At 69.3% G+C, this 20,629-nt stretch carries 20 protein-coding genes, 1 tRNA gene and 1 pseudogene; 14 read left to right on the forward strand and 8 right to left on the reverse strand.

The annotated features are described in order from the left end of the window. Positions 1 to 60 precede the first annotated feature (60 nt). The 4 genes from aroH (at position 61) to O2W53_RS17105 (ending at position 2,646) form a co-directional block, all read left to right on the forward strand. The gene (gene aroH / locus O2W53_RS17090) at positions 61 to 423 is read left to right on the forward strand and encodes a chorismate mutase (RefSeq protein WP_269164258.1); all 363 of its coding nucleotides are present in this window, start codon (positions 61 to 63) and stop codon (positions 421 to 423) included. Then, positions 420 to 1,127, forward strand: a complete 708-nt coding sequence (gene cmk, locus O2W53_RS17095; protein ID WP_269164259.1) for a (d)CMP kinase — start codon at positions 420 to 422, stop codon at positions 1,125 to 1,127. Before aroH ends, cmk begins: the two co-directional genes overlap by 4 nt. Next, positions 1,124 to 2,497 (forward strand): ribosome biogenesis GTPase Der, encoded by a 1,374-nt coding sequence (gene der / locus O2W53_RS17100; protein ID WP_269164260.1) that lies wholly within the window; start codon positions 1,124 to 1,126, stop codon positions 2,495 to 2,497. The genes cmk and der overlap by 4 nt, the downstream gene beginning before the upstream one ends. Positions 2,498 to 2,572: 75 nt before the next feature. Then, positions 2,573 to 2,646: transfer RNA gene (locus O2W53_RS17105), tRNA-Pro, on the forward strand. Positions 2,647 to 2,746: 100 nt separating this feature from the next. Here the strand turns inward: O2W53_RS17105 and O2W53_RS17110 are convergent. Both O2W53_RS17110 and O2W53_RS17115 read right to left on the reverse strand, forming a co-directional pair. After that, on the reverse strand, positions 2,747 to 3,880 hold the full coding sequence (locus O2W53_RS17110; RefSeq protein ID WP_269164261.1) for a tyrosine-type recombinase/integrase: 1,134 nt from the start codon (positions 3,878 to 3,880) through the stop codon (positions 2,747 to 2,749). Between the two features lie 100 nt (positions 3,881 to 3,980). Then, positions 3,981 to 4,208 carry a helix-turn-helix domain-containing protein gene (locus O2W53_RS17115; protein WP_269164262.1) on the reverse strand — a complete coding sequence of 76 codons (228 nt, stop codon included), beginning with the start codon at positions 4,206 to 4,208 and terminating at the stop codon, positions 3,981 to 3,983. A gap of 553 nt (positions 4,209 to 4,761) precedes the next feature. Between O2W53_RS17115 and O2W53_RS17120 the strand changes: the two genes are divergently transcribed. After that, positions 4,762 to 5,919, forward strand: coding sequence for an IS3 family transposase (locus tag O2W53_RS17120; protein WP_269164263.1), 1,158 nt, complete (start codon positions 4,762 to 4,764; stop codon positions 5,917 to 5,919). A gap of 55 nt (positions 5,920 to 5,974) precedes the next feature. Here O2W53_RS17120 and O2W53_RS17125 read toward each other — a convergent pair. Then, positions 5,975 to 6,262, reverse strand: a pseudogene (locus tag O2W53_RS17125) (IS3 family transposase); the annotation flags it as partial. A 177-nt stretch (positions 6,263 to 6,439) separates the two neighbouring features. Next, the gene (locus O2W53_RS17130; RefSeq protein ID WP_269164264.1) at positions 6,440 to 8,341 is read right to left on the reverse strand and encodes a hypothetical protein; all 1,902 of its coding nucleotides are present in this window, start codon (positions 8,339 to 8,341) and stop codon (positions 6,440 to 6,442) included. A gap of 136 nt (positions 8,342 to 8,477) precedes the next feature. Here O2W53_RS17130 and O2W53_RS17135 point away from each other — a divergent pair, with 136 nt between their 5' ends. Further along, the gene (locus tag O2W53_RS17135; RefSeq protein WP_269164265.1) at positions 8,478 to 9,239 is read left to right on the forward strand and encodes a tyrosine-type recombinase/integrase; all 762 of its coding nucleotides are present in this window, start codon (positions 8,478 to 8,480) and stop codon (positions 9,237 to 9,239) included. A gap of 259 nt (positions 9,240 to 9,498) precedes the next feature. Here O2W53_RS17135 and O2W53_RS17140 read toward each other — a convergent pair whose 3' ends face one another. After that, complete coding sequence (locus O2W53_RS17140; protein WP_269164266.1) at positions 9,499 to 11,796, reverse strand: SGNH/GDSL hydrolase family protein; 2,298 nt, start codon at positions 11,794 to 11,796, stop codon at positions 9,499 to 9,501. Between the two features lie 519 nt (positions 11,797 to 12,315). Between O2W53_RS17140 and O2W53_RS17145 the strand changes: the two genes are divergently transcribed. Then, positions 12,316 to 13,227 carry an IS5 family transposase gene (locus O2W53_RS17145; RefSeq protein ID WP_269164500.1) on the forward strand — a complete coding sequence of 304 codons (912 nt, stop codon included), beginning with the start codon at positions 12,316 to 12,318 and terminating at the stop codon, positions 13,225 to 13,227. A 56-nt stretch (positions 13,228 to 13,283) separates the two neighbouring features. Here the strand turns inward: O2W53_RS17145 and O2W53_RS17150 are convergent, their stop codons facing one another. From O2W53_RS17150 to O2W53_RS17160, 3 genes are all read right to left on the reverse strand, one after another. Beyond that, a complete protein-coding gene (locus O2W53_RS17150; protein ID WP_269164267.1) occupies positions 13,284 to 13,466 on the reverse strand; it encodes a hypothetical protein in 183 nt (60 codons plus the stop codon). Between the two features lie 108 nt (positions 13,467 to 13,574). Continuing rightward, positions 13,575 to 14,069, reverse strand: coding sequence for a hypothetical protein (locus O2W53_RS17155; RefSeq protein ID WP_269164268.1), 495 nt, complete (start codon positions 14,067 to 14,069; stop codon positions 13,575 to 13,577). Between the two features lie 224 nt (positions 14,070 to 14,293). After that, a complete protein-coding gene (locus tag O2W53_RS17160) occupies positions 14,294 to 14,923 on the reverse strand; it encodes a peptidase (protein WP_269164269.1) in 630 nt (209 codons plus the stop codon). 255 nt (positions 14,924 to 15,178) lie between these two features. Here O2W53_RS17160 and O2W53_RS17165 point away from each other — a divergent pair, with 255 nt between their 5' ends. The 7 genes from O2W53_RS17165 to O2W53_RS17195 all read left to right on the forward strand — a co-directional run bounded on the left by O2W53_RS17165 (position 15,179) and on the right by O2W53_RS17195 (position 20,526). Continuing rightward, positions 15,179 to 15,790 carry a hypothetical protein gene (locus O2W53_RS17165; protein WP_269164270.1) on the forward strand — a complete coding sequence of 204 codons (612 nt, stop codon included), beginning with the start codon at positions 15,179 to 15,181 and terminating at the stop codon, positions 15,788 to 15,790. 2 nt (positions 15,791 to 15,792) lie between these two features. Then, positions 15,793 to 16,737, forward strand: a complete 945-nt coding sequence (locus O2W53_RS17170; RefSeq protein WP_269164271.1) for a hypothetical protein — start codon at positions 15,793 to 15,795, stop codon at positions 16,735 to 16,737. 140 nt (positions 16,738 to 16,877) lie between these two features. Continuing rightward, on the forward strand, positions 16,878 to 17,447 hold the full coding sequence (locus tag O2W53_RS17175; RefSeq protein ID WP_269164272.1) for an SAF domain-containing protein: 570 nt from the start codon (positions 16,878 to 16,880) through the stop codon (positions 17,445 to 17,447). 43 nt (positions 17,448 to 17,490) lie between these two features. Beyond that, the gene (locus tag O2W53_RS17180; RefSeq protein WP_269164273.1) at positions 17,491 to 18,234 is read left to right on the forward strand and encodes a hypothetical protein; all 744 of its coding nucleotides are present in this window, start codon (positions 17,491 to 17,493) and stop codon (positions 18,232 to 18,234) included. Continuing rightward, entirely contained in the window at positions 18,231 to 18,818 is a 588-nt protein-coding gene (locus O2W53_RS17185) for a hypothetical protein (RefSeq protein ID WP_269164274.1), read from the forward strand. Before O2W53_RS17180 ends, O2W53_RS17185 begins: the two co-directional genes overlap by 4 nt. A 53-nt stretch (positions 18,819 to 18,871) precedes the next feature. Further along, positions 18,872 to 19,663, forward strand: coding sequence for a CpaF/VirB11 family protein (locus O2W53_RS17190; protein ID WP_269164275.1), 792 nt, complete (start codon positions 18,872 to 18,874; stop codon positions 19,661 to 19,663). Further along, positions 19,660 to 20,526, forward strand: coding sequence for a type II secretion system F family protein (locus tag O2W53_RS17195; protein ID WP_269164276.1), 867 nt, complete (start codon positions 19,660 to 19,662; stop codon positions 20,524 to 20,526). The genes O2W53_RS17190 and O2W53_RS17195 overlap by 4 nt, the downstream gene beginning before the upstream one ends. Positions 20,527 to 20,629: the final 103 nt, after the last annotated feature.

The following is a 20,629-nucleotide window of genomic DNA, read 5'->3' on the forward strand; positions in this document are numbered from 1 at the left end:
TCCGTAGACTCGATCGAGGTGCACGGCGACCCGTGCACCGCATCGATCGAGGAGAGTGCTGTGGCCGTCCGAGCCATCCGCGGTGCGACCCAGGTGGCCGCCGACGACCGGGACGAGGTCCTGGAGGCCACCCGGGAGCTGGTGAGCACGGTCCTGGCGCGCAACGAGCTGGACCCCGCTGACCTGATCAGCATCCTGTTCACCGCCACCCCCGACCTGGTGTCGGAGTTCCCGGCGCTGGCCGCGCGGGAACTGGGGCTGGGCGACGTGCCGCTGATGTGCGCCACCGAGATCGCGGTGCCGCACGCCCTGCCGCGGGTGCTGCGGCTGATGGCGCACGTCGAGACCGACCGGGACCGGGCCGACGTCCAGCACGTCTACCTGCGTGGGGCCGTGGCGCTCCGCCGGGACATCGCGCAGTGAGTGAGCAGGGGAGTGCAGCAGTGGGGGAGTTCCTCGGTCAGGTGACCCTGGACGGGCCGTCGGGGACCGGGAAGTCCAGCGTCGCCCGGGACGTCGCCGCCCGGCTGGGCGCGGCCTACCTGGACACCGGCGCCATGTACCGGGCGGCGACCGTCGCGGTGCTCGACGCCGGGGTCGACCTGACCGACACCGACGCCGTGACCCGCGCCGTCGCCTCCGCCGACATCCAGGTGGGGACGTCGGCCGGCGCGGAGCTGGTGCTGGTCGACGGCGTGGACGTGGCTGCCCGGATCCGGGGGGCCGAGGTGACCCGCACGGTGTCGCCGGTCTCCGCCGTCCCGGCCGTGCGCCGGATGCTGGTCGACCGGCAGCGCGCGCTGGTCGCCGAGGCCGACGCGGTCGTCGTCGAGGGCCGGGACATCGGCACCGTCGTCCTGCCCGACGCCACCCTGAAGGTCTACCTGACCGCCGCACCCGAGGCCCGCGCCCAGCGGCGGGCCGGTCAGCTGGGGGTCACCGACCCCGCCAAGATCGCCGAGATCGCCGCGGACCTGCGGCGTCGCGACGAGTACGACAGCAGCCGGGCCGACAGCCCGCTGCGCCCAGCTGTCGACGCCGTGGTCGTCGACAGCACCGGGCTGGACCGTGATGCCGTGGTCGAGCGTGTGCTCGACCTGGCGCGCACTGCAGTAGGAGCAGCATGAGCATGGACAACGACCTCGACGTCCCCGGTGGTGACGAGCCCACCGGCCCGCTCCCGGTGGTGGCCATCGTGGGGCGGCCGAACGTCGGCAAGTCGACCCTGGTCAACCGGTTCCTGGGCCGTCGCGCCGCTGTCGTCCAGGACATCCCGGGCGTCACCCGGGACCGCATCCCGTACCAGGCGCTGTGGAACGGCAAGAACTTCACCGTCGTCGACACCGGCGGCTGGGAGCCGAAGGCGACCGGCATGGCCGCCTCCATCGCCCGGCAGGCCGAGTACGCGATGAAGACCGCCGACGTGATCGTGCTGGTCGTGGACGCCGCGGTCGGGGTGACCGAGACCGACCTGGCCGCCGCCCGGGTGCTGCGGCGCAGCAAGACGCCGGTGATCCTGGTGGCCAACAAGGTGGACGACGAGCGGGGCGAGTCGAACGCCGCCGAGCTGTGGTCGCTGGGCCTGGGGGAGCCGTTCTCGGTCAGTGCGCTGCACGGGCGGGGGAGCGGTGACCTGCTCGACCTGGTGCTGGACGCGATGCCGGAGGCACCCCGCGAGCAGGACGACGTGGGCGGCCCCCGCCGGGTGGCCCTCGTCGGCCGGCCGAACGTCGGCAAGTCCAGCCTGATCAACCGGCTGTCCAAGGAGGAGCGCTCGGTCGTCGACTCGGTGGCCGGCACCACGGTCGACCCGGTCGACTCCCTGGTGACCCTCGGCGAGGAGCAGTGGCGGTTCGTCGACACCGCGGGGCTGCGCCGCAAGGTCAACACCGCCAGCGGCACCGAGTACTACGCCAGCCTGCGCACCGAGGCGGCGATCGAGGCCGCCGAGGTCGCGGTCGTGCTGCTGGCCGCCGACGAGGTGATCAGCGAGCAGGACCAGCGGGTGATCACTCAGGTGATCGACGCCGGTCGGGCGCTGGTCATCGCCTTCAACAAGTGGGACAACGTCGACGAGGACCGGCACGCCCAGCTGGAGAAGGAGATCGACCGCGACCTGGCCCGGATCCAGTGGGCCAGCCGGGTCAACATCTCGGCGACCACCGGTCGCGGGGTGAACAAGCTGGCCGGTCACCTGAAGACGGCGCTGGCCGGCTGGGAGACCCGGGTGCCCACCGCGGAGCTGAACACGTTCATCCGGGCGCTGGTGCAGGAGACCCCGCCGCCGGCCCGTGGTGGCCGCGCCCCGAAGATCAAGTACGTGACCCAGGCCGACATCCGGCCGCCCCGGTTCGTGGTCTTCTCCACCGGCTTCCTGGAGGCCGGATACCGGCGGTTCCTGGAGCGCAAGCTGCGCGAGCAGTTCGGCTTCCACGGCACCCCGATCGACGTCTCGGTCAAGGTGCGCGAGAGCAAGGCGCGCGAGCGCAAGGGCTGACCCGGCCCACGGGGCAGCGGACCGGGTGCGGTAACCTTCTCGGGCAGCGTCCGGGGCCGTGAGGCACCTGGGGCTCGGGCTGTAGCGCAGCTTGGTAGCGCACTTGACTGGGGGTCAAGGGGTCGCAGGTTCAAATCCTGTCAGCCCGACAGAGAAGTTGCAGGTGAGAGGCGGGTCGTCCGAAACGGGCGGCCCGCCTCTTTGGTGAGTACAGCAACCGGTACAGCAACGCGACTTCAGACAGCAGGATCACCACTCCAACGCCTCGTCGAGCCGGTCAGCGGCTTCCCGCCGTTGCTCCGGTGCCACATGGCTGTAGATGTCGGCGGTGATCGCGTAGGACGAGTGGCCGAGGTGCTCCTGCACGACCTTCGTGTGCGTGCCGGCGGCGAGCAGGAAGCTCGCGGCCGAGTGCCGCAACGTGTGCAGGTGGACGTCGCGGAGACCGGCTCGCTCCGCAAGGGTCTCGAATCTCCGGAGCACGTTGCGCGGCTCCAGCGGTGTGCCGACCTCGGTGGTGAAGAGGAGGTCGCTGTCCCGCCAGGCTTCACCGGCCGCGAGCTGCTCCGTGGCCTGCTGCCGACGGTGTGCCCGCAGCGCGGTGACCGTCGAGCGGGGGAGTGGAACCGACCGGCGCGACTTCTCGGTCTTCGGCTCGCCGAGCTGGAGACCCTTCGAGGTTCGGGTCAGCGTCCAGCGGACCCTGAGCGTGCCGCCGTCGAGGTCGACGTCCGACCAGTGCAGCCCGAGTGCCTCTCCGCGGCGGAGTCCGGTGGCCAGCATCAATCGGAACAGCGGCTCCAGCCGTTCGCCTCGCATGGAGTCGAGAAGGCGATGGGCGTCGTCCACCGTGAGGAAGGCAGCGTCCTGGCGCTCGACTGCCGGGCGCCTGACTGCCGCGGCAGGGTTCCGGCCGAGGAGGCCATCGCGCACGGCGATGTCGAGAGCAGCCCGCAGCACGGTGTAGATGGTGCGCACGGTGGAGGGCGCCAGGCCGGCCCTGCGTTTGAACACGATGAGCGCCTCGACGTCCGACGGCCGAATTCGGTCCAGTGGCCGGGTCCCGAGAGCGGGGACCAGGTGCTTGCGAGCGATCGTTGCGTACAGGTCGATGGTCGCCTGCTTGCGGTCGCTGGCGGGCAGTGCCTTGGTGCTCCAGTCCTCCAGCCACGCGCTCAGCGACATGGTGGTGTCCTTCACCGGTGCACCGGCATCCAGCCGCTCGCGCAGGACCTTCATCTTTGACCGGACCTCGGTCTGCGTCCGCCCGTAGACCGTCCTGCGCTTCATGGTCCCGTACTCGTCGCGGTAGCTGACCTCGCCTGACCACCTGCCGTCGCTCCGTCTGAATACCGAGCCCTCGCCGTTCGCTCGCTTCGCCACGTCGTCCTCTGCTGTCTTCCGTCAGGGCTTCTTGCCGATGCCGCGCTCGCTGTCTGCAGCCGGCCGCTTCACCGCGCCATCGGCGGTCGAGCCCGGGGAGTCAGCGCAGCTCGGTTCGGTCCGAAGCCTCCAACCGATTGACGTAGCGCTGGAGCTCGGCTCGGGACAACCGACAACTACGTCCGATGTGCACAGGACGCAGAGCGCCGATGTTGATCAGCGTGTAGAGGGTCGTGCGGCTGATGCTGAGTGCCTTCGCGGCTTGTGCAGCGGTCAGCAGCAGCGGATCTTCCGCCAGCACGTCCCTGAGCAGCTGCGGCTCGGCCATGTCGCGCCCCTCATCAGCGTCCGCGGACCCCCCTTCCTGGCGGGTCCTCCTGGCAGGAGAGGCGTCAGGGCGGCCCAATCCATGACAGCCGCCGAAGCGCGAGATCGGCGACGCCATGCGCTCTCTTCGCAGGAACGTCATGACCAGCAACGATGGATCAACTTCCGTCAGCCACGGTTGGCGATGATCGCCCCCATCGAGGGGCCCGCCCCGTGTCGACGCAGACGTGCCCAGCGCGCGGGTGCGCAACATCGCCACCGTTCAGGGACTCCCGTGGTCCCGGGCGACGGCGGTCAAGTTCGGGGAGAAGTGGCGCATCGGTGCGGTGTCCGCGCCAAGTGGACCGTCAAAGCCGGGGTGGCAGATGTATCCAGCACGCCGCAACGGGGAGCGGCTACCGGGAGGCCGTGACCGGCTGGTTGGCCCTGACCGCGGCGACAGTGTCGGTCCCGAGGGGGGACTGCCCCCGGTTTGGTTGACTCATTGACCTGCCCCACGGATCAGTTACCTCGACAGCTCTGAGGATTCGGGCCTTGCTGCGAAGGTGCATGCCGTGCCGAAGCCGTATCCAGCCGAGTTCCGTGCCCGCGCTGTTGCCCTGGTCCGCGCTGGCCGTCCGATCAGCCGAGTCGCAGTCGAGCTCGGCGTCAGCGAGGGCGGTCTGCACAACTGGGTCCGTCAAGACCGCATCGACCGGGGTGAGATCGCCGGCGTGACGACGAGTGAGAACGCCGAGCTTCAGCGAGCTCGTAGGCGGATCCGCGAGTTGGAGCTGCAGGTTGAGATTCTGACCAAGGCGTCGGCAGGCATTCTTGGCCGAGGAGCGACCGCACCCAAGATGGTTCACCCGGTGATCGACAGGCTCGTCGACGCCGGGCTACCGGCCAAGGTCTGCTGCCGCGTGCTGGGCGTCAGCAGCCCTGGCTACTACAAGTACCGAACACGGCCGATGTCTCCCACCCGAATGCGCAGGCAGTGGCTGACCGGTCTGACCCGTGAGGTGCACCTGGCCTCGCGCGGCACCTACGGCTCCCGTCGGGTGCACGCGGAGCTGACGATCGGAATGGACGTTCAGGTCAGCGAGCGGCTCGTCGCGGTGCTGATGAGCGGCGCCGGGATCTACGGGCTGCCGGGGCCCACGCGGATCAAGCGCGTGCGCGGCCTGGTGACCGCCGACGACCTGGTCAACCGCGAGTTCGCACGGCAACGACCGAACGAGCTGTGGGTCACCGACATCACCGAACACCCGACCCGCGAAGGGAAGGTCTACTGCTGCTGCGTCATGGACACCTTCAGCCGCAAGATCGTCGGCTGGTCCATCGACTCGATGCAGACCTCCAGCCTCGTCGTGAACGCCCTCGACATGGCCATCAAGAACCGGCAGCCCGCAGCCGGCGGCATCGTGCACGCCGACCACGGCGTTCAGTTCACCTCGTGGTCCTTCGGCGAGAAGATCCGCTCCGCCGGGCTGATGCCGTCATTCGGAACAGTCGGGGACGGCCTGGACAACGCCATGATCGAATCGTTCTGGTCCTCGATGCAGATCGAGCTGCTCAACCGACGCAAGTGGCGCACCCGAGTCGAGTTGGCCAACGCCATGTTCGACTACATCGAAATCTTCCATAACCGCCAGCGCCGCCACTCCCAACTCAGCTACCGCACCCCGATCGAGCACGAGCTAGCGTTCCTCACACCATCCGTCCCTGCCTGAACCTCAGAGCTCAAGGGGTAACGAACCGGTAGGGCAGGTCATCTGGTGGGGGTGGTCAAGCCGCGGTAGCGGCGAGGTTGAGTGTCTCGTACTCGACTGGCGTGAGTCGTCCGAGGCGGCGTTGCCGGCGTCGGCGGTGGTAGGACCGCTCGATCCAGGTGATGATCGCCAGCCGTAGTTTCTCTCGAGTCGCCCAGCGGTGTCGGTCGAGCACGCTCTTCTGCAGCAGGGCGAAGAACGACTCCATGGCCGCGTTGTCGCCGCAGGCACCGACCCGGCCCATCGAGCCGACCAGGCCGTTGTTCTTGATGGTGCGGACGAAGGAGTTCGACCGGAACTGACTGGGTTCAATCGGTCGTTGCAACACCCGCTTGTTGGAGCGACCGTAGTTGCTCGTCCAGGACCTCCGCAGGCACCCCGTCCCCGCCACCCCGTCTCCGACCACGGCCGGACCGACGCCAGTTGCTTCGCCATCCGCAGGGGGAGCCGCCCCGGGCACCGGGCCTGAGACCCGCGGCGTTCAGTCGCGGTCTGTCAGGACGCCTTGCTCGTAGACCAAGGTGCCGTCGGTGGTGTACCGGAAGCCCTGACCGCCGGGGATGTGACAGTCGACGCCGTCGGTGAGCACTTCGCAGGTGGCCATGTCCCCGTCGTTGGTGGGGAAGTCGAACGTGGCGCCTGAGACTTGGGTTGTCGACGCCACTCCGGCGAACTGGGCGGGACCGCACGGGTCGAAGAACCCGCCGGTCAAGTCGATGCTCATCACCGCCACCGTGCCCGCCGGGCAAGTGCTTTGGCCCCGGGTTTCGCAAGCGACCGCATACCCGTCAAAGGCTCCGCACACCAGCAGGCCCAGCGGGTCGCTAAAGGCCGCGGGCGCGGGCGGAGGCTCAGGTGCGGGGGGTGCCACGGTGACGTTCTGAAAGACCTTCCCCAGGGCGAGGAACGCCAGGTTCTGCGCGGTGGAGACCAACGCCTTCGCGGTGTCAGGGAGCACCGCCAACGCGTTCATAACGTCGTTCTTGAAAGCAACGCCGGTCACCCTGCTGGCCGTCTTGATCGCGTCCAGAGCGCACTCAGCGGCCGACTTGGCCAGCGAGTCGTAGGTCTCCTGGTTGTCGTCCTCGGTGATGCGGGTGCTCAGGGCCGACACGCAGTCCACTGCCCCACTGATGGCCTGCATCCCGGCGGCCGCGCCGCCAGCGGTGCGTACCTGCCGGGTCACCTCCAGGAGGATCTCCGAGCGGGTGCGCACGGTGACCGCGGCGTACTCGAACACACGGGTGGAGGTCGTGGTGATGACCCCGGCCACCCGGGTGACCTCAAGGCGGGCCGGAGGGTAGAGCACCAAGGCGACCAGGGCCGCGTCGATGAGCAGGCCCTCGTAGTCCGGGCGCAGACCCACGTCGATGTTGCGCCCGTCAGCAGCTAAGGAGGCCATGGTCTCAGCCGTCAGGCTGCTCTCGGTGGCGCCGCGGGCCGGAAGGATGTTGGTGCCGAACGGGGCGTGCAGCAGCCGGGACAGCAAGGTGGCAGTGGAGGAGCCCAAGTCGTACTGGGTGAGCCCAAGACCGAAACGGTCCGGGGTGTCGGCGACGTAAGCCAGCCAAGCCCGGTTGGTCATCCGCAGTACCCCTGAGCCGTCGGGGTTGACTACCACGCAGCCGGAAACCTCAGGCAGCGACGTCGTCACCGTCCAGTCCGGGGAGGCGGAAGAGCAGTCGGCTTCCTGCACCAGCACACCGAAGGCACGCCCCACCGCCCCGCTGGTGGCTCGGGCGGCGCTGGCGGCGGCGTCCCACATGGCCTGCACCCCGATGGGTGCGTCCTCCAGCACGTAGCGGCCGCCATCGAGCACGGCTTGCCCGCCGGTGACGGCCGCGCGACCCACTGATCGTCCGATGTCGCTGACCGGATCGACCACCCAGGTGTTGAACCAGGAAAAGTGCGGAGCCTCTGCGGTGAGCAGGCCAGTGGTTGGGTCGTAGGTGGATTCCAAGGGCAGCCAGGTGCCCAGTTCCTCACTGAAGGTGGCCATGAAAACCAACTCGGGGGCGACTGGCGCACCCTCGACTTGGGGCAATAGAGCCGGGTCCACGGGCAACTGCACCAGAGCGCCCGGTACCTCGTCCAGGTCGCCGAAGTTGATGTCAACCGGTGTTCCGACTTCCAAGGCGTACTCGACGATCAGGTCTCTCGGTGGCGGTGCTTCTGCCGAGTCCTGGAGCACGGTGACTTCGGTGTCCTCGGTCAAGGCGCCGATAGGCACGGTCACCTTGGGTCCGCCATCAGGGCCCACGGTCCCACCGGACGGGCCGACGGTGTAGCCCTCGGAGACCCCCGGGGCATCTCGCCCCGAGTCCCGGTTGAGGGCGAACCAGCCGCCAGCGACGACCACGGCCAAGGCGGCCACGACCGCCACCGGCAGCACCCAGGTTGGTCGTCGAGATGGTGCCGTGCTGGTCATACCAAGCCCCCCGGAACGGCCGACCACCCCCGGGTCAGTTTGCGCCGGAGTGTGCGGTGCCGCGGACGGGCGGTCAATGCCCTTCCGCGTCATGGCCCGCTTCCGCCAGTCGGTCTCCCGACTGTTCACCGAAACCACTGTCGAGGGCTGGGTCGAGGTCAACCCGATGCTGCGCACGAAGGTGAAGCCCCGCCTCAAGGGCATGACCAACGCAGCCTGCAAGGCCCTCCCTCAGGCCTCGGCCGACGCCGCTACCGACCTGCCCGACGATGCTCAGGTCCGCCCGGACGGAACGCAGCAGTGCGTCGACATGCGTCTGGGTACGCGCGACACGTTCTTACTGCGCCTGCTGATGGAGGTCGGGCCCCGTGTCTCCGAGGTGTCCCTGGCCGATCGCGCCGACATCGAGCGCCGCGGCGGCGACACCGTGTGGCTGCGCCTGTTCGGCAAGGGCGCCAGGAAGCGCTGGGGGCGCCTGTCCGACGACACCATGGCCGCCTACAGCGACTACCTGGATGGAGGCCGCCCCGAATCGGCAGCCCGGCTGCGCCTGGACCCCGACACGGGCGAGGAGATCGTGATCGACCCGGTCGACGACGCCGACCGGGCACTCCTGCTCACCTGGCCCGGACTGCGCATGCAGCCCCGGGTCATCCAGTTGTTGGTCGCCCGGGCCAGCCAGCGCCTGCCTGCCGACCTGCGCCGGGCTGTCACCCCGTACGGTCTCCGGCACACCGCGGCCACCCTGCTACTCACCTCCGGCGCCGCGGACCTCAAGACCGTGCATGCACTGCTCGGACACGCCTCCATCGCCACCACCGGCGTCTACCTGGACACCGTCACGCCGCCCTAGTGCAGGCCGTGCGCGACCACCCGGTCACCGGCCGCACCTTCCACCGGCCCTCCGGGCGCCCTGGAGCCCAGACCGCGCATCACGCTGGGTGACCCAGGGGCGGTCACTCCGCGCAGAACGGAGGTCTGGCCCTCGGGCCATCAGATGGAACGATCTTGATGGCAGCAAGAGTCGTCACAGAGCGTGCCGGCATACCGCGGCCGCCCGCCCGCCCGCCTCTCACGAGGCTTGGGCCGAACAAGACCAGTCGACGTCGCCGTCAGAAGTAGCCGGGCTCCATGTGGGTGACCTCGCCGCCGGAGACACCGAACCGAAACACGGGCCCGGTGCGGTACAGGTCGTCGTCACTCACCGGGAAGTCCGTATCCAGGGTTCCGAGGTCAGCAGGCCGGACTGTGACTTCGCTAAACTCGTCGGGGGTGTAGGCCACCGGCCCAACGATGGCCATCGCCCGCACCAACTGGTCCTGGTTGCGGAAGTAGACGTCGGTGCACTCCCCGGGACCACTCGGGGTAACGCCGTCCTCGTTGCACGCGGCCTGTGCCTCTGCGCCTTCGTACCGGATCACCTGGTCGATGTAGACCTCACCGCTGAACGCGCCCCGGAGGATGCCGTAGTAGGTGCCGTCGGGCAGGCCCTCATGCCGGATGGGCTGATCGGTCAGCGCGCTCTCCGCCTCCTGCAGCCTGAACTCGGCGCCGTCCCACCGCCAGGTCGCCGCCCCGAAGTGCAGCGGGCAGCAGGGCGGGTCGGTCGGGCCGAACATCCGACCCGCGATGCTGATGTCCCGCCCGCTGGTCGTGAGGTCCGCGGTCAGCGAGAAGTAGGCGTCGTCCTGCTCGTCGCCTTGCAGGTGGCCCAGTACCGCCGGTTGATCACCCTGGAGGTCGAAGACCACGACCTCCATAGGGCTGGACCCGGTTCCGGTCGGACACCGGAGCTCAACGAGCATGTCCGGGTAGCCGTCCTCCGTAACGTCCACGGTGGTCTGGGTGTTCTCGTCCGAACCAGGGCTGGGCGCTACGACGGTATTGGCGCAGCCGCGTGCAGCGACGGCCTCGGCATACCAGTCGGTGTTCGCGGTGATCTCGGCGATGTGCTCGGCTTGTCGGCGGGCCGTCGCGGCCGCCTCTTCGTTGTTTCGCGCCTCAGAGGCGTTGGTGCAGAAGCCGACAGCCTGGAAGCAGCCCACGGCGGCTCCCAAGTAGGCCTGCTGCCCGTAGACGTTGGGGTGGGCTGACTCCTTGATGTCGGGGAAGATGCGCTGCGGATCGCCCGTAGGGACCTCTCCTGCGGCGGGGTAGCCGAGGCGCACTCGATTCATCCAACGCTCTCCGTTGACGGTCGTGGGATCACCGTCGGGTTCTGGGTTCACGCAAAGACCGTGGTTCTGGAACCCGTTGCGCATGTCCACGTGCCGGATTCCCGCTTCGGTGGCCAGTCGGGCAATCCGGTCGTCGAGTCCGTCGACGAATATGTTGATCGCCCGCTGCTCATCTTCGTCCATAATCGCGCCGGTCCCTGACCCGAAGCCGCACGCGCCATCGGGGTCCCTAGGGAAGGCGTAGGGGTAGGACAGCGAAACGACGGGGGCCCCTGCTGGCGCTTCAGCGGCGATGGACGCCATGACCGACGCGATGTCATTGGTCCGGTACCCAGCGGCCCTGCATTCGTCGGCGTTGGGCAGTGCTCCGTCGACGATGATGCCCAAGCCGTAGTCCAGGCAGCGCGTTCGCCGCTCGGCCTCCGGCTGACATTGGAGGGCGTTTAGGCTCCGCAGGAACCGCAGCAAAATAGGCTCGACGGAGATGCCAGCGATCTCGGTTCCGAGCGGCAAGTATCCGTCAAAGAGACAGTTCTTCACCACGTCGGCGAAACCCACGTCGTTGCCACCGAACGAGAAGACGACGGCGGCTGTGTCGTCCGGGAAGGCCGTGGTGTCTCCGGGACGGGGTGACACCTGAGAGGCCTGGCCGTCATTCGACAGTTGCGCACCGAAGTAGTCCGAGGAGGTGGCTCCGCTGCAGGCCCGGAAGTCCAGGGTCATGCCCAACTGCTCAGCCATGCGCGGCCCGTAGGCCATGGGCGATCGGTGACAACGGTTGTCGGGGATGTCCGTCCCCGGGTAGTAGTAGTTGTCCGCCGCGGCCCAGTAGTCGACGTTGTACCGAGTCTTCTCCACCCGCGAGATGCCGAAAGGGGCGCCCTCACCGGCGGTGAAGGAGTCGCCCAGGACGACCAACGTGCCGTTCGGCCCGGTGGGAACAGGTGGCGGTTCATCGCTAATGCCCAGCGGGAACGGGCAGTCGGCGGCATAGTGCATCACCCCGTCGTTACCCATGACCTCAGGCGGACCGCAGGCCGGGCCCGTGGTCATGACCGCGAGACTCTGCATGACCAGCGACGGGTTCATGCTCTGGGCAGCGTTCGCCCCCATGCCGTAAAGCATGGCCACCACGAGCCCTAAAGCCACCACGGTGATCCGCAGGACCTTGAAGCGGCGGCTTCGGCGTCGCGGCGCGTGCTGCTGCTCTGTGTCGTTCCGATGCCCCCGCATGGGCGGCAACGTACGCAGAACCGCCTCTGGTGGGCAGATGCCTCAAGCGGGATGAGCGCAGGTCGCACGCGCCGTCACCCGGTGCAGTCGTCGGCGGTAGCAAGTTGACCGCCGGTCACCATTTCCGGGTGGGGGACGGGTCAGGCCGCGGTGGTCGCCCGGTTCGCGAGGGCTGCCAGGGGTCTGCTCGACGATGTGCCGGGCCATAGCCTGTTGGGTGTGGCCGGTGACGTCGTTCTCCGCGGCACGACGAGCGGTGACCACGCCGTGCGGGCGGATCTCGGCAATGCCGGCGTTGACCACCTCGGCATTGGGTGCGGTGACCGCCGGGTATCAGTTGCTGCTGATCAGGGTGCGCTTGCAGCCGATCTCGTAGTCCGAGGTCAGCGTGGCTCGCACCTGCGGGTCGCGGACCTGGCGCTCCAGGCGGGTCCGGGCCAGCTTCTGCACGGGGCCCAGGTAACGGGGGCTAGGGCGAGTCTCCCAAGTTTGCGGGGTCCGGTGCGGGATCTTGAACGGCTGGGCACTCGTGCTGAGCTGAGTGATGGGCAGTGGGCGGTGATCGAGCCGTTGATGCCGCACGTGACGGGGCGGTCGCGGCCTTACCGGGATCACAGGCAGGTGGTGGAGGGCATCGTGCACCGGTATCGGTGCGGTCTGGCTTGGCGGGATCTGCCGGAGCGGTTCGGGCCGTGGCAGACGGTGTGGAAGCGGCGCGCCCGGTTCTCCCGGGATGGCACGGGGGACAAGGTGCTGGCCGCGGTCATCGCCGCTGCTGATGCCGCCGGTGACGTCGACTGGGCGGTCAGCGTGTACTCCACGGTCAACCGCGCGCACCAGCACATCACCAAACCTGCCGCTAGCCGAGATCCCCACGGGGCAGCGGCGAACGACATCAATCAGATTCTCGGCCGCGGCAACAAGGCGTTGGTCGAGCCGCCTGATCACGGCATCGGCCGCTCCCGGGGCGGCCTGTCGACCGAGGTCCACCACGCCGTCGACGGCCGCGGACGCCCACTCTCGATCCTGATCGGCGCCGGTCAGGCCGGTGACGCACCGGCCTGCCTGCCGCTGCTGGCCGGCATCCCGGTGGCACGTCCTGGACCGGGCCGGCTCCGCACCCGCCCGACCGCGGTGCTGGGCGATCGGGCCTACTCCGCCAAGGCAATCCGAGCCCACCTGCGATCCCGTGGGATCACCGCGGTCATCCCCGAACCCCGCGACCAGCAGGGCCACCGTGCCCGCCGCGGCAGCAGAGGCGGCCGGCCGGTCAGCTACGACCGCGAGCTCTACAAGAAGAGCAACGTCGTCGAAGGCTCCTTCGCCCTGCTCAAGCAATGGCGCGGACTGGCCACGCGCTACGACAGGCACGCACTCATCTACCGAGGCGCGGTGGTCCTGGCCGCCGTCCTCGCCTGGACCCGCACCTGAGAGACATGCCCTAGGGGCGATCGGATACAAGTCGATGCCGGTGACCGGGGGATAGATCAGGTTGCCCGCGACCTGGCGGATGACGCGAACCGTCCGCTCGTCGACCGGTCCGACCGGAACGATGTGGTCAGCGGCCGACGTCCCTTCCACCGCGCCTCGGCCATGCCGTAGACGATCATCCCGCCGCCGCTGTTGGCCGTCGCCGCGATGTTCTTGGCCTGTTCGGCCTGCTGAGCCATTCTTGTGACCCGGTCGTCGGTCGCGGCGGTCAGTGGCAGTTTCTGTTTCCAGTCAGGTCAGCCCGCTCGGTGACCCGGGCGACGCAGGCGCACTCGCCCGGCGTGCGGTCAGCGCAAGTGAGTGTCGCGCCGGTAGCGGGCTCTGCGCATCGTGGTGATGACCCAGAACAGCCCGCTGACCATGAAGATCAGCGGCAGTCCGATCTCATTCCCCTGCTCCTCGGGGAGTTGAGCGACGATGACCAGCCCCACCATCAGGATGACCACGAGCGAGGTCAGCGGATGGTCCTTGCCCCACTCCACGGTGTCCTCGACCATCATGCCGTAGTTGGGGCGCCTGCGGAGCCAGGTCGACTCAGGCCTCGGCGGTTTGGGAAGAGTCGGCTCGGGCATGGCTGCAGGACCGGGTTGTGCGGTCGCCGTCGCCGTGATGCCGGGGCCGGCTGGGGGCGAACTGGCGTCGGCCACGCGCTGAGCGCGCAGGGCTCGTTGAATCCGGGCATCCGTCAAGTTGGAGTCCGGGTTGGCCGCAATCCGGTGCCAGATCTCCTGCCACTTGGCGCAGGCATCGGTTCGAAACGGGCCCATCGGATGGTCGGTCAAGGCGATTCCTCTGGGCTCGTCCCGGCAACGGGCGCAGCCTAAGTCCGATCGGACCCCGAAGGGAAGGTGCCGAGAGTGCGGGCAGGCTACCTGTGCGTCCGGGCTCGCCGGGCAACGGTCACGCAGTTGGGGCCGGAAGTCCGATCGCCGCCGGAGCAGGCAGTCGGATTCCCCGGAGTGCTGCCAGGCCGTCTAGTTGCCGGATCAGCCCCGGCGGACGGCTATCACAGCGTGGCCGCCAGGAGGAAGCCGGCTGCCAGGGCCGGCCCATAGGGGATCGTGGTCTCTCGGTTGCCTCCGCGGGCCAGCGCGATCCCGACCTGCGCACATGTCACTCCAGCGAACACGGCAAGGCCCAGCAGCAGGCCACCGCTGTTCGCGTGTCCCAGACCCAGGCCGCCCAGCACTGCCAGCCGGACGTCGCCGTAGCCCGCACCCGCGAACCGCCAGCACAGCAGCATGGTGAACCCGGCAGCGATCGTGCTGACGCCGCTGAGCAGTAGGCCGCCCCAGTCGCCGCGCACGGCGAGGCCGACGATCAGCAGCAGGCACGTGGCCACGCCGGCCTGCCGGACCAGCGGAGTGGGGATGCGCTGAGTCACCGCATCGCATGAGGCTGCCGCGACCAAGGCGCATCCCCAGATCAGCAGGATCGGCGCCAGTTGCCAGGAATTCGTTCGATGCCATGTCGCGACAGCCGCTGCTCCCGCTACCCCACCGCCAAGGCTGCTGGCCAGCCACAGGGCCCAGGTGGCTCGGTCTTGCCGGGCCAGTTGGCTCAGCCCCCACCTGGTCAGCAGGGGGCTGAGCGAGGCACCGGTGAGCGTCGCTGCGATCGACCACTCACCGCTCATCCGGCCTCCCTTCCTCACGGACCACCTGATGAGGCCAAGTTGACCCGCCTCTGCCATCCGCGGGTCGACGAGCTGCGCCGGCTGTCGAGGTCGCCGCTGAGGCTGCCCCTGCGATACACCCGCTCACGTGGACGAAGCGAGAGATCAGCCGATGCCTGTCACCCAACCGGGTGAAACGGTGCCTGCCCCTGTTGCGCTGGGCAACAAGCGAGGCAATCTCGCCACTCGGACGGTGGACAAGAGAGGGGACACAGCATGGCTTTGACGCGCCTCGTTGCTCTTGGCACTGCCCTCATCGCTGTGCTGTCGGTTTTGAGCTGCTCGTCCTCCCGCACCGTCCCTTCCACGCAGCAGACCTCAACGGCGAGCCAGACGTCGTCGACCGCGTCCGAGGCCACCGCTGACCCAAGTCAGGACGCGGAAGCTCAGGCACTCGCCCTGATCCCGCGCTACCTCCAGACCATCGACGACCTGTATCTCGATCCGTCGCGGTCCCTCGACGAGCTCTACGAGGTCTCGGTGGCACCGGAAGCAACGGCCGAGGCCACGGCCATCGGGCAGTTCCGTGCCCAGGGCTACCGACAAACCGGACGATCACAGCTGGTCACGGCATCCGTCAGCGAGATCGACCTGACGAACGAGCCGGCCGCTGTTCCCTCACCGGTGTTCCCCAGCGTCGCCGTCACCGCGTGCGTGGACGTCAGCCAGGTCCAGGCGACCGACGGGACCGGATCGTCGGTGATCGCACCAGACCGACCGAAGTACCTCGTTCAGCAGCTGACCGTGGTCAACATCGACTACCCGGACGCCTCCTCGTGGCGCATCAGCAGAGCCCCTAACGCGCAGGCGTCGACGTGCGACGGATAGCCGTGCTGCTGGCCGGCGTCGGCGTCTGGTGTGCGCCCCCAGCAGCTGCCGGAACAGACGGGGTCTCCTGCCAGCAGTACAACTCGCACGGCATCTGCGTCGTCGAGGCCAGCTCGGACGGGGCACCTGCGGACCCGTCGACCCTGCCGGTCGCTGCAGCCCCGGCCAGTGATCGTGACGAAGCCGTCGAGCCGAGCTGCACGGTCGCCCTCGCCGCTGCCACCGCCATTCCCTGCCAGACCGCTGACGGATGGTGGGTGCAGACCATGCAGTGCTACGCCCAAGAGGCAGCGGAGCAGCCCCCGAAGGACGCAGCCGTCTGGGGTGGGCGCACCGACGGCGCCGTCTACTTGTGCAGCTACTACACGGATGGTCGCTCGTTCCCCGGCACGAATGGTTTCTCGTTTTGGTCCGCGACCCCACCGGCCGGGCCTGCAGCCGTCGATCCAGCCGTGCTGGCCGAACAGGCGTTGGACACCTTGACGATCCCCGCGCCGACGACCGGGCGGTACCCGGCGGGGCTGCTGCAGAACGGCCAGTCGTTCACGGTGGTCAATGCCTACACGTGGTTCTGGACCGACCCAGCGTCGTTCCAGCCGCTGACCGCCCGCGCGGATGCGGGCGGCATGTGGTCCCAGGTGGTGGTCACTCCGACAGCCCTGTCCTTCACACCCGGCGATGGGGCGGACGGTGTTTCCTGCTCGGGTCCGGGAGTGGTCTGGCAGCCCACGGACGGCGTCTGGTCGCCGTCTCCGGCGGGCTGCCACTACCGGTATCCGCACTCGTCGATCCACCAGCCCGACCGACAGATCACGGCAACGTACGGCATCCAGTGGTCCGTCGCGTGGACGTCGTCGACAGGGCTCAGCGGCACGTTGCCCCAGCTCACGACGTCGTCGAACGCAACGTTCGCCGTGGCGGAGGCGCAAGCGGTGGTGACCGGATGACGGCCAGGGCCGAGACGGCGGCGAAGCATGTCGCGAGCCACCCAGCTCCGGCACCAACCGTGGCGCCGCCATCGCCGGCGCCACCACTGCGGAGCGCCGCGGCGCGACCACGCGTCAGCCGCAGGTCGCTGGTCCTCAGCGTGCTGGTCGTGCTCCTCGGCGGGCTCGTCGCCTTCGCCGCCGGCCAGATGCTGACTGCCCGCACTGAAGTGCTGGCGGTGGCCCGGGACGTGCAGGTGGGATCGACAATCACAGCTGACGACTTGGCGGTCGCGAGCGTCACGTCTGACCCGCGCCTGTCGCCGATCTCAGCGGCGGAGCAATCCCAGGTGATCGGGATGGTGGCGCAGGTCCCGCTCGTCCGCGGGGGACTGCTGACCCGCAGTCAGGTCGGCGTCGACAGTGGGCTGGCGGCCGGTGAGATGTTGGTGGCCCTGCCGATGAAGGAGGGCCAGTTCCCGGCGCGTGGGCTGACCGCGGGCCAGCGGGTCCTGGTCGTCCCGACGCCGGGCAGCGCTGGTGCGGTCGGTGCGGGTGGGGGTGCTGTTCAGAAACTCATCGAGGCCACCGTCGCCGAGGTGGGGCCGGTGAACCCGACCACGCAGGTGACGGTGGTCGACGTTCGGCTCCGCGAGGACGACGGGCCGACGGTGGCCCAGCTCGCCTCCACGGGGAACCTGGCGCTGATCCTGCTGCCGGGTGGTGGCTGATCCGATGCTCACCGTTCTGGCTTCGGGCAAGGCGGCACCGGGCGTGACCACAGCCACCTGGGCACTGGCGCTGTCCTGGCCGGGGCCGCTGCTGGTCGCCGACTGTGATGCGGTCGGTGGGGACATGGTGCCGGGCATGCTCGCCGGCCGGGTCGGCATCGACCACGGCTTGCTGTCCTGGTCAACCGCCGCCCGCCATGACCTACCGGTGGCAGGAGCAGCCGCGCTGCTCGCCGAGCACGGGATCCAGGTGCCGGAGCAACCGCAGACGACGCTGGTTCCTGGCTTCGCGACCGCCATGCAGGGCAGCTCGTTCACCCTCGATGCCTGGGAGCGGCTCGCGCGCGCCTTGCAGCGATCCAGGGCCTCCCTCGGGAGGGACGCCCTGGTGGACGCCGGACGACTGGTCAGCGACCGGGGTTGCTGGCCGGTGCTGCGCGCTGCAGACCAGGTGCTGTTGACGGTGCGGCCCAGCGTGCGATCGGTGCACGCCGCACAGGACGCCGTCCGGCGGCTACGCCGGGAACTCGGCGACCTGACGACCGTGACTGCGTTGGTTGTCGGGGACGGTCCCTACTCCGCGGGTGAGGTGGCCGAGGCACTGGAGCTGCCGCTGGTCGGCGTGCTCCCGGAGGACCGGGCCGCAGCAACGGTCCTCTCCGACGGGGGCCGGATGAGCGTGAAGTCGATGCGGCGGTCCTCGTTGATGCGAGCTGCGACGTCCCTGGCCAGCAAGCTGGCCGCCTCCGCCGAGTCGTCGTCCGATGTCGCGGCGGTGGCTGGATGACCCCGATCCCGGGGACCTCGAGGACGACGATCCGAACGGCAGAAGGCGCCCAGCTCACCGACGCCGAGTACCGCATCGTGGCCGAGCTCCGCGACCGGGTGTCGACGCGGCTGACGGTGGAGGACAGGAACTACGCGCCTGGTCCGCGGCGGGAGCTGACCAAGAAGCTGATCGGCGACGAGTACGAGCAGTGGCTGCTGCACGAAGCGCACCGTGGTCGGGCGGCTCCGGCCGTGACGACCGAGGACACGATCTTCGCCGCCGTCCTGGCCGAGCTGGACGGGTTGGGGCGGCTGGCTCCGCTGCTCGCGCGCCTTGACGTGGAGGACATCCACTTCGAAGGCTGCGACCCCACGGTGTTGCGCACGGTGGACGGGCAGCTGGTGGCCGGACCGCCGATCGCGTCCAGTGACGAGGAGCTAGAGCAGCTGTTGCGGTCGATCGGGTCACGCTCGGACGGCGGGCAGACCAGCCGGGAGTTCTCCTCGGCCAGCCCCATCCTCAACGTGCGGCTGCAGGGCGTCACGGAGCTGGGGGCCCGGCTCCAGGCGGCGATGGACGTGCTGCCCGGCCGGCCGGGGTGATCCGCGTGCACCGGTTCGGCGATCCGAGCCTGGACGACCTGCACCGGATGAACATGGTCGACTCCCCGGTCCGCGCCTTCCTGCAGGCCGCGGTCGAGGCGGGCGTCTCCCCACTCGTCACCGGAGCGCCCGGCGTCGGGAAGACCACCTTGCTGCGGGCCCTGGGCAACGCCATCCCCTGGAACAACGTCGTCATCACCGTGGAGGACGAGCGCGAGCTCGGCCTGCACCTGCCGCGGTGGGATCCGGTCCAGCAGCAACTGGTCAAGCGGCACGCGGTGTGCCGGCCGTTCGAGTCACGGCTGCCCAACGCCGAGGGGCGCGGTGGCTTCGACATGGGTGATGCGCTCCACCTCGCACTGCGGGCGTCGCCGACCTGGGTGCTTGTCGGTGAGGTGCGCGGGGCTTACGTCACCTCTCTGCTGGAGGCCGCGACCAGCGGCATCGCCTCGGTGATGTGCACCATCCACTCTCCCTCGGCCGAGGGCGTCTTCGACAAGGTGCTCATCAACGCGCTGAAGGCCCACCCCACCCCGTCAACGGAACTGGTGTTGCGGTCGCTTGCTGCCCTCGGACTCGTCGTCCACGTGGAGCGTGACCGCAGCTACTCGCGGTTCGTGTCCGGCATCTACGAGCTCGGGGCGATCGGCGACTCCGGCCGCCCGGACCTCAGGCCCGTTTTCGCTCCCCGAGCTGGCGATGGCCGGGCGCAGGCCACCGGGCCGGGGATGCTGAGCGAACCCTTGGCCGAGAAGCTGAACGCGGTGGGCTTCGACTCGAACTGGCTGCATCCCGGTGCCTCGGACTGGCCGGCTGATCCCCACCCGCTGGAAGCTGCGTCGTGACGGCTGGCTCCCTGCTGCTGACCCTCGCCGGAGTGCTCGTCGCCGGCGGCGTCGTCGCCTTCGTCGCGACGGTGCGAGGCGTCAGCCTCCTTCCCGTTGGAACAGCGTCGGCGCGCGTGCCCCACCGGCGGCAGGTCACCCCGCTGCACGTCGGCGCGTTGGCGGCAGGAGTGCTGGTCCTGCTGATCACCGGTTGGCCGGTGGCTGCCCTCGCTGCGGTCGGTGGCGTGGTGTTCATCCCGAAGGTGCTCGGCGGAGGCAAGGCGTCCAAGCAGCTGATCGTCACGTCAGACGCGCTGGCGGACTGGACGCGGCGGCTGGCCGACCTGATCAGCTCCGGCGCGGCCGGCTCGACCCGGGAGGCGCTGCGCCGCTCGCTGACCTCCGCGCCGGCCGCGATCGCCCCGGCAGTCAGCAACCTGGTGACCCGGATGGGCCCGCAGGGTGTCGAATCGGCGCTCCGGCAGTTCGCGCGCGAGGTCGGCGATCCTGCCGCCGACAAGATCGCCATGGTGCTCATCCTGCGCGAGCGCAACGGCGGTCCCGGACTCGCCGAGGTGCTCACTGCGCTGGCCACAGACCTGGACGAGCGCTCCCGGATGGTGCGTGAGGTGGAGGCTGAACGGGCCAAGCCTCGGGCCAACATGCGCACGATCGTGGTGACCACACTGATCTTGGTGGTCGGGATGACGTTGTTCGCTCGGACGTTCCTGTCGGGCTACTCCACCGTCCTCGGGCAGGTGGCCCTGCTGCTGGACGTCGTCGTCTTCGGGACGGCGTTGCGATGGATGCGGCGCTTGTCCGACCCGCCGACGCGTCCGCGAGTGCTCGTCGATCCCGACCCGGCGATGGTGGACCGGTGACGGGGCTCCAGGCGGCCACGCTCGCCGGGATGCTCGTGGCGCTCGGCCTGGTCCTCGGAGCTCGGGCGTTGCGTCCGACGCCCCCGGCGCTGTCCGCCGCGCT

The organism is Modestobacter sp. VKM Ac-2978, from assembly GCF_026968025.1.
In the GTDB taxonomy this organism is placed as follows: Bacteria; Actinomycetota; Actinomycetes; order Mycobacteriales; family Geodermatophilaceae; genus Modestobacter.

Coding starts and splice junctions, on each gene's coding strand:
- der (WP_269164260.1), top strand. CDS start 1,124: ATGAGCATGGACAACGACCTCGACGTCCCCGGTGGTGACGAGCCCACC.
- O2W53_RS17115 (WP_269164262.1), bottom strand. CDS start 4,208: ATGGCCGAGCCGCAGCTGCTCAGGGACGTGCTGGCGGAAGATCCGCTG.
- O2W53_RS17135 (WP_269164265.1), top strand. CDS start 8,478: ATGGCCCGCTTCCGCCAGTCGGTCTCCCGACTGTTCACCGAAACCACT.
- O2W53_RS17140 (WP_269164266.1), bottom strand. CDS start 11,796: ATGCGGGGGCATCGGAACGACACAGAGCAGCAGCACGCGCCGCGACGC.
- O2W53_RS17150 (WP_269164267.1), bottom strand. CDS start 13,466: ATGGCTCAGCAGGCCGAACAGGCCAAGAACATCGCGGCGACGGCCAAC.
- O2W53_RS17160 (WP_269164269.1), bottom strand. CDS start 14,923: ATGAGCGGTGAGTGGTCGATCGCAGCGACGCTCACCGGTGCCTCGCTC.
- O2W53_RS17165 (WP_269164270.1), top strand. CDS start 15,179: ATGGCTTTGACGCGCCTCGTTGCTCTTGGCACTGCCCTCATCGCTGTG.
- O2W53_RS17185 (WP_269164274.1), top strand. CDS start 18,231: ATGACCCCGATCCCGGGGACCTCGAGGACGACGATCCGAACGGCAGAA.
- O2W53_RS17190 (WP_269164275.1), top strand. CDS start 18,872: ATGGTCGACTCCCCGGTCCGCGCCTTCCTGCAGGCCGCGGTCGAGGCG.